The following is a 7,923-nucleotide window of genomic DNA, read 5'->3' as shown; positions in this document are numbered from 1 at the left end:
CCAGACCCGGCGGATACACCCAGGTCAACAACCCAAGACCCGATAACTCCGGCACACCCTCGGCCACCGACACCACCCCCGAGACGGTCCCAGCAGACTACGCCCGCAAGTTAACGCAACGGCATTGGCCCTAGTCGCGCAGGCCAAGATGGGCCCTGCTTCCTTCATGGAAGCAGGGCCCGATCACTGGTAAGACTCAGAACGGAAGCTCGGGCCGGCTGCGCCTCGCTTAATGGTCATGATCCGCTCGTGGAAGTCGCGTGTGGCGGCTTCGCGGGGGTAGTGCGCGCGGAGTTCCTTGTCTAGCTCATCGGCGACTAAAAGGAGGGACGGGAGGGACTTGCGGTTGGCTTCGAGGGCCGCTGTGCCCATGCCGATGGCCTCTTCGATCTCGCCTGTGCGGGCTGCGGCGACTCCGAGTGTGAGACGGGCCTCCGCGGCGCGCATGGGCGAGATTTCAGTCAACCGTCGTTCATGCAGTAATAACTTCGCTGGTCAGGGAGCTGGATGAGGCACTTCCGTATGCCCCGGCCTCGTCGCGCGCCATAAGAGGGTGTTGAGATCTGCCGTTTCGCTGAGGTCAGTTGGCGACCTTCTCATCCCAGCGTGAGCCATCGGATGCCCAGGCGGCTGACGTCCAATGCTTCCTCCCTGGTGATCGCCTCGCGCCCCGTCGCCTTGCGCAAGAAGCGAAGCTGACTCCATCCCAGCTTCTCCAGTGCCGCGGCCCTATCCGGGCCGAGCAGAAGGTCTTGCACCAAATCTGCGGCCTGGGAAGTCATCCACGGCTCGCGTCCCAGGGCGTCGGCCAGGTCTAGGCCGTGTACGGCGACCTCAACCACGCGCGTCAGCAGGAACTCCGACAGGAGCATCGGATCACCATGCCGGGTGCGAACCACACGCCCTTCGGGCTCGGCTCGGCACAGTCGGTCCACCTGTTGCCAAGTGGCGTTGAAGTCCTCGGCGAGCGCGGCACCGCTGAGCTGTTCGGCCGCATGATCTCGGGCCAGAGCGATCCGAGCCGCGTTGGTGTCCGGAGCGAAACGGTCGTCGGGCCGGTAGTACTCCACCGCCGAGACCTCGGCACGGGTCGGCGCCGGCGCGGCCAGCATGCCTGGCAGCCAAGTAATCACCACCCGGACATGAGCCAGCAAGTCGCTCACCGTCCATGGCGCACACCGCGTCGGTAGACGCCACCCGGCCGCCGAGACCCCGGTCATCGCCCGCGCGAGTTGCCCGGCCTCGAGACGAAACGCTTCAACCACCCGCCCCTGATCCATGCCGATCAAGCTACGCGACCAGAACGGGTGTAGCAGCGGATCTCAATTGGGTTCTGAGTCCCTGGCACAGTCGAGGCCGTGTCTGGCGCACGTCGGGGTTGGTCACCCTTAGCCGTCGCTCAGGGTAGGCAGCAGAGGTCCGTGTGGGATGCACCAAGGACGCCTCTGCCGCCTCCCGGAGGCTCTTTGAGGATCCATTCCGAGGTGGAGTGGGTCTGAGGTGCCAGCGTGGGTCCTGCAGCCGTGCGCGGGCTCCGTCGCCGCTTGGGAAATGGTTTTCCTGTCTTTGTTTCGGGAACAACCCTGAGTTTCGGGACCCCGACGCACGCCGGGGACACTACAGCGGCGGCCCCTGGCCCTGCTCCTCCTGATACGAATAACGCTGTTCATATCGAACTTCGCCGATGTTGTGATAGCCGCGTTCCTCCCAGAAACCACGGCGGTCTGAAGTCATGTACTCGATGCCACGTACCCACTTGGGGCCTTTGTACCCGTAGAGATGGGGGACCACGAGCCGTAGGGGGAAGCCATGTTCGGGAGAGAGCGGTTCACCGTGATTATGGGTGGCGAGGATGGCGCGATCACCCAACACGTCACTCAACCGGAGGTTCGCGCTGTAACCGTACTCAGCCCACACCATTACGTGCGTAACGCCGGCGGCTGGTGGCACCAAGTCGAGCACTGTGGACATCATGACACCATCCCAAACATTGTTTGGCCACGTCCATTCCATCACACCGTGCAGGTCGGCGGTGATTCGAGAGCCGGGCAATGATTGGAATTTCTCAAACGTGAATGAAACCGTCCCGGGTATCGCTGTGCTTCCAAACACTCGGAACTCCCAGCGTTCCGGATTGAACCGGGGAACCGGACCATAGTGGTGAGTGAGCCAAGAGTCTGCGATCTTCTGCCCGGGTGCGGATACCTTACCAAAGCCCTTTTGCGCGCCCTGTTGTCTAAGGCTGAAGTCCCAAATTAGCCGCTCGGCATCATCGATATAGCGACGTTTCCGAAGGGCTAAGACGACTTCGAAAACTTCGCCGCCAGGGCGCTCGGCGGCAAGCTTGAGTACGCGCCTTAGCGCGGTGTCATGTCCGGCGTTGCGTAGGGCGACGAAACCTTCGGCCAGTTCGTCGGCGGGTAGCTGGCTCACATCACGCAAGAGCTGGTCCAGCTCAGACGGAGTGCCATTTTGATGCAAGTCGCTCAGGGTCTGCACGACTTCGGGGAATGGGTTATGCCATTCGACTGACTGCCAGATGTGATGGCCACTCACCGTCACATGCCGCTCGTGAAGGCGTATATATCCGGGCAGGGGTAGACTTGACGTTGCGTCGCGACCTAGTGTGAATACGTCTTTCATTTCGGTTGTGGATGCTTCCCGCAATGCGGGATGCGCGCTACGGATGAGTTGCACGCAATTATCAATGGCCTCATGTACATGCTGTAGGGCGGTTGATATGTCCCGCAAGAGAGTTGCGTCAGAGGCATCTGAAGCCCGTTCTACGAGTCCAGCCATCGCCCAAACGTCGACCGTCGTATCATCCGGGATCGAGTAATCCCAGTTCATAACCTGGAGAGCTTCCTTGAGCTCCGCTACGCGGTCATCCGTCTTGCGGACTAGGAAAAGTGCCTCCTGCTGCTCCGTTTCGGCCCAGGCCATCTTGGCCTCAGCCTGGGTTAGCTGGTTTCGAGTCGCAGCGAGCCGTTTACGTACACGATCAGTCGAATCGGTGGTTCGTTCCAATTCGGCGATCCGATCATTTAGTCGGCCGATCCTCACAAGTAGGGCACTGATCAGTTGAGTGCTGTTGGTCAGTGCCTGTTCGCTCACCGCGCGGGCCTTCATGGCCTGGACGAGTTGGCCCTGGGCCTCGATGGTCTGCCGTTGTGCTTCAACGATGGGATCGGCGACAGAGACAGTGCCGCCGGATGTGGGCAGTGACTCATCACGCACGGGGGTTGGCGAGTGACGGTGCCTGTTCCAGAGGCGCTTCGCCTCCGACGTGCGTCGTGCGGCAATCGCTCCGTCTGCGCACACATCGATCACAGCTTCGACCAAGGTCCAATCCAAGCTCTTGCCGCTCAGACGTTCGGAAAGAGTGCTAAGGGACGGCACGGCTCCAGTGGTGAAGTGATCAGGAGTGAGCTGCGCGCGGAGTTGGCGTAGCCCAATGTCTTTGGCGTCGATCAGGTCCCGCAGCAGGCAAGCGAGATCGTTGATCTCTTGACTGGCCCCTCTCAGGGATCCCCACTCACGCCCCGGCCGCCCCTTGCCTGCCACGTGTTGTCCCCGCCTCTTTGTTCGTCGAGCATTGCCGTGTTGTTCCCCGAACAGTGATCATTGTCCGGACGTGACCTGCGCGAAACCCACTCCGGCTGGCCGGACAATACCGCTGGGCGCACCGTTTCCGGTGTCAGAACACCTGATTCGCGGAGACGATCTCTATGGCAAACCGCAACACGACGCCACCTACCACGACCTCTGACGACCAGTCCCACAGGGGCTCTGGGAGGAAGCTCGCAGCTGCTGCGGTTGGCGGGGTCTGCGCGGGAGCAGTTCGAGCCCTGATTAGCTGGCTCTTGGTGCATCTCACGCACGACGGCTGAGTACGAGAAGAAGGCTGCGAAAGAGGGCGAGGCACAGTGCGCGGGGTCTGCTGTCGGCGCTGGGCTGGGGCACTCCTGCTCTCGTTTCGCAGGGCTTCCCCCGATACGGTCGAGTCGTGTCCGGCGCACGTCGGGGTTGGTCACCCCTAGTCGTGCGCCGGTTGATCGCGCGCGACTAGGGGAGCTGGTACGGGCATGGCGGTTGACGCTGCTCGAACGCAAGAGGGGTTCACGTCGGCGAGCGCTGCGCGGGTGATGGGCGCCGCGTGCCGGGCTGCGGGGCTCGACGACAGAGACGCAGAACTGATCCGCCTCGGGGAGAACGCACTGTTTCGGCTGGCCTCCGTGCCGGTGATCGTGCGCGTGGCTCGGGGGGAAGAGTGGTTGCCCAAGGCCCGCACAGAGGTGGCCGTGTCGCGGTGGCTGGCGGGGGAAGGTTTTCAGGCTGCCCGCATCATCGAGGATCTGGAACAGCCGTTCTTGATCGACGGCCACCCTGTGACGTTCTGGCATCTGATCGTCGAGGGCGACCGCAAGGCGACGTACGGGGAACTCGGTCGCGCCCTGCGGGATCTGCACTCGCTGACCGTGCCGGAAGGTCTCGTACTCCCGTCGTTCGCCCCCTTCGACAAGCAACAGCTACGACTTGACCGGGCCGTGATTCCGGACGAGGACAAAGTCTTCCTGCGGAAGCGGTGGCGGGAACTACAGGACAAGTACGCCGAGTTGAAGTTCGACACGCCCAAGGGGCCGGTCCACGGGGACGCCCACGTGCAGAACCTCATGGTCAATGATCAGGGGCGCGTCATCCTGATCGACTTCGAAGCCTTCTGCTACGACCACCCTGAGTGGGATCTCATGGTCACGGCTGTGGAGCACCACAGCCTTGGGTGGCAGACCGACGAACAGTACGCCGACTTCGTGGCCGCGTACGGGCGCGACCTGTACGACTGGCCCGGGTACGAGACGCTGCGGGGCATCCAAGAGTTCGGTATGACGACGTGGCTCATGCAGAACGTTCAGGAAGACGAGGAGACCGCGGCTGAGTACCGCCGGCGCATCGCCGGTCTGCGGAACGACGATGCGCCTCGGGACTGGCGGCCCTGGTAGCTGCTACTCGTCGTCCTCGTCCAGGCGGGTGAGCGCGTCGTGCACCTTCTCGTTGAAGGCGGCAACGGCGGGGTTCGCCGCGTGCACGCTGACTTCGTTCTGGAAGTCGGTCACGTAGCGCTGGAAGCGGCTGGACTGGAGGGAGTCGCCGCCGTCGACTGCGAGGCTCGCGGTGGTGACGGCGGCTTCCAACTCGCCGTTGAGTAGCTGGCTCTGGGCGAGCACCATGCGGCAGAAGCCCAGGGTGCGGGCGTACTTCGGGTCGGTGCTGTCCACGGCTCGTTGGGCCTGTTCGACGGCTTCCCGGCGCATCTTGAGGTCCCGGAAGCAGTGGCAGAGTTCGCCCATGAGTTCCGCTTCGTCGAAGTAGCCCAGCCATGCTGGGTCTTCGCCGGTGTCGGCGCGTTCGAAGTGGCGTTCTGCCTCCTTCATCGCGCGAGCTGCCGCGATGCCGTCGCCTGCGTTGGACAGGGCGCGGGCCTCCATGGCCGAGTAGTTCGACATGGCGCGTGGGGTTGCTCGGCCCTTGGCGCCCTCGACTGCGGCGCGGGCCAGCTGGATGGCCTGGGCGTGGTTGCCCAGGTAATTGGCCTGGTGGCTGAGGTTGCCGAGGATTCGGGCGCCGAACATGCGGTCGTCGATGACCTGGGACAGGCGCAGCGTGGACGTGAGGTAGCGGTGGGCGAGTCGGTGGTTGCCGGTGTCGTACGCGGTCCACGCGAGCAACTGGGAGACCTCGGCTGCGGCGCTGAATAACGCGGTCCCCACCCTTTCGCTGTAGCTGGCATCCAGCAGGGGCAGGACTTCGTGCCGGAAGTAGTGGCGCAGTGCCTTGTGGCCGTGGCCTCCGCCGTACTTGAAGTCGAGCTGCATGAACATGCTGGCGGCGTCCCTGATCGCGCGCACGTCGCGCATGCCGACGCGCTGGCGAGTGGGCCTGTCGGCCTGGATTCCGTCGGGGCGCGCGATCATCCATGACAGGACGGCTGAGCTGAGATCGCCGTCCGGGATGATCAAATGGTCGGGGGCGGGAGTCTCCTCGGCGCGTTCGTCGGCGAGTCCTTCCAACATGGACAGGACGTCGGGAACGGTGCTCGGGTAGCCAACCGGCTGCGGGGTGGCCTGCTTCGAGTGGTCGAAGAAGCCGAGATCGCCGGGCGTGATGCGGCGGCCCATCTTGGCGCTCAGAACGTCCGCCATGATCGACGCTGTTTGCGGGTGGATACCTGCGCCGTCCCGCCATCGCTGTACGGCGACATGCGTCGTTCCAAGGCTGATACCGCGCTGGACGGCGGCGTCCTTCATCCGCTTCGCGAGCCCCTTGTTCGAGACCTGCGCTTCGTCCATGACCGCGATCAACTGCGCGTTCGGCTCTCGGCTCATGCTCCCCTGCCAACCCGAGAATGACGGCGAGTATTCATCGTGTCACAGCAGTCTCCCGTTGGGGGGTTCATTGGTGAACCCCCTTTGCCTTTGCCAGTGTTCACGTGAACCCCCTTGTGAACGCTCCCGCCTGAGCTTCCCGCGCCGTTCACTGGTCGTCACAGATCGGCGGGCCACAGGGCTCGCCAGCGCTTGGGAGGGAACGCGGTGGAAGTGCAGCAGAGCAAACACACAGCGAACGCCTCGACGATGGGCGCTCCGCGCCGCTCGGTGCACGACCCGGCCAACGGCCACTTCCGGGCGTTGACGCTCTACGCGGAGGACCCGGACTGCGTGAAGGCCGCGCGGGACATGGTTGGCTCCTACCTCCAGACCTGGGGGCTGGCGTACGCGGTAGATGACGCGCGGCTCGTTGTGTCGGAGCTGGTCGGCAACGTCGTCCACCACGCGGTACCGGATGACTGCTTGGCGATGCCTGGTGCCGGGCGGCGTATCGACGTGTGGCTTGTGAACTGGCCGGGTCTGCTGGGGATCGGCGTCTTGGATGAGGATTCGACTCCGCCCGACCTTCCGGCGGGTGAGTTCATCTCGCCGGAGTTGGCAGGTGATTTCGTCGAGGCGCTGTTGCCGGACAGGGGACGCGGGCTGCTGATCGTTCAGCGCCTGGCCGATGCGGTCTGGTGGTCGCCGGGGCTCAAGGGCGGCGGCAAGACGGTGTGGGCTCGCCTGGACCTTGATCGACTCTGGGCCGAGTCCTCGGCCTGACAGACGCCGGGTCGCCACCCTGCTCTGCTCCCTCGCGATCGGGAGCGGGCGGCGACCCGGTCACTGGCCGGAGTCTGACCACTCCGGCCGAAGGGGCGCGGCCTCTCTGAAATCCGGAGTCTCCCCTCCCGAGTGAGGGGCCGCGCTTCACATCCCAATACAGGCCGGGCCACCCCGTCAGCCCTGGAAAGCGAAGGGTGGCCCGGCTGGGAACACGGCGGTACCCGGTGCCTGATGGTACCGGGGCCGTCGTGCTGCGTTCTGGCCCTGGTCCAAGGAAATTGATGATCCGTTACCTAGATCAGGGCAGAGGTGGGCAAGGTGACTGGCTCCGGTGAGGGTTGGTTGAGCGATGGTCTCGACGTGCCGGGCGCGGGCTCCGGTCTCTGGGTGTCAGGCGTCGACTACATCGCGGGTTGGCGTGAGGCGCGTGAGGCCGCCGATCGTCTGAACCGGGCGCTCCTGGGTGTGGGCTTCGAGCTGTCCGCCGTGCGGGCCGTCGCTTCGACGAATGAGGACGGGCGCGGGGTGGTGCGGCTGGCGGGCTGGCCGGACGCCGTGAATCGGCTCGCCGGGCTCCTGGAGGCGCGCTTGGACGGCGACGGGGGTGCAGCGTGAGGGGCTTTTGCGCTGGTGAGTGGCGAGCGTGGGCACGTCGCCGGCCGGAGAGACTTTGGGCTGGAGCTGCCATGGGGCGAGTGAACAGGGGGCCTTACGCTGGCCCGGCGAATCGGGCAGGCACTGGTCCTGCCCGCGGTTGTGCCCGATTGGCCCC

The 7,923-nt window shown here is 64.5% G+C and carries 7 protein-coding genes; 3 read left to right on the top strand and 4 right to left on the bottom strand.

All coding sequences use genetic code 11. The features are described 5' to 3' along the window. Nucleotides 1-183: 183 nt before the first annotated feature. The 3 genes from ACTWQJ_RS41720 to ACTWQJ_RS41710 all read right to left on the bottom strand — a co-directional run bounded on the left by ACTWQJ_RS41720 (nt 184) and on the right by ACTWQJ_RS41710 (nt 2,256). Nucleotides 184-465: a hypothetical protein gene (locus ACTWQJ_RS41720; protein ID WP_443311629.1), complete on the bottom strand. Its 282-nt coding sequence runs from the start codon at nt 463-465 to the stop codon at nt 184-186. A gap of 131 nt (nt 466-596) precedes the next feature. Next, a complete protein-coding gene (locus ACTWQJ_RS41715) occupies nt 597-1,220 on the bottom strand; it encodes a maleylpyruvate isomerase N-terminal domain-containing protein (RefSeq protein ID WP_443311631.1) in 624 nt (207 codons plus the stop codon). Between the two features lie 397 nt (nt 1,221-1,617). Next, complete coding sequence (locus ACTWQJ_RS41710) at nt 1,618-2,256, bottom strand: molybdopterin-dependent oxidoreductase (RefSeq protein ID WP_443311630.1); 639 nt, start codon at nt 2,254-2,256, stop codon at nt 1,618-1,620. A gap of 1,829 nt (nt 2,257-4,085) precedes the next feature. Here ACTWQJ_RS41710 and ACTWQJ_RS41705 point away from each other — a divergent pair. Beyond that, nucleotides 4,086-5,000: a phosphotransferase enzyme family protein gene (locus ACTWQJ_RS41705; RefSeq protein WP_443311628.1), complete on the top strand. Its 915-nt coding sequence runs from the start codon at nt 4,086-4,088 to the stop codon at nt 4,998-5,000. 3 nt (nt 5,001-5,003) lie between these two features. Here ACTWQJ_RS41705 and ACTWQJ_RS41700 read toward each other — a convergent pair whose 3' ends face one another. Further along, nucleotides 5,004-6,383 (bottom strand): sporulation protein, encoded by a 1,380-nt coding sequence (locus tag ACTWQJ_RS41700; RefSeq protein ID WP_443311627.1) that lies wholly within the window; start codon nt 6,381-6,383, stop codon nt 5,004-5,006. A gap of 207 nt (nt 6,384-6,590) precedes the next feature. On the opposite strand from ACTWQJ_RS41700, the gene ACTWQJ_RS41695 reads away from it, so the two are divergent. Continuing rightward, a complete protein-coding gene (locus ACTWQJ_RS41695) occupies nt 6,591-7,148 on the top strand; it encodes an ATP-binding protein (protein ID WP_443311626.1) in 558 nt (185 codons plus the stop codon). Nucleotides 7,149-7,469: 321 nt separating this feature from the next. Continuing rightward, a complete protein-coding gene (locus ACTWQJ_RS41690; RefSeq protein ID WP_443311625.1) occupies nt 7,470-7,766 on the top strand; it encodes a hypothetical protein in 297 nt (98 codons plus the stop codon). Nucleotides 7,767-7,923 lie beyond the last annotated feature (157 nt).

The organism is Streptomyces sp. KR55 (assembly GCF_052245645.1).
Taxonomy (GTDB): domain Bacteria; phylum Actinomycetota; class Actinomycetes; order Streptomycetales; family Streptomycetaceae; genus Streptomyces; species Streptomyces flavusporus.
The sequence above is the reverse complement of the archived record's forward strand: the minus strand, read 5'-3'. Positions and strand labels throughout refer to the sequence as shown.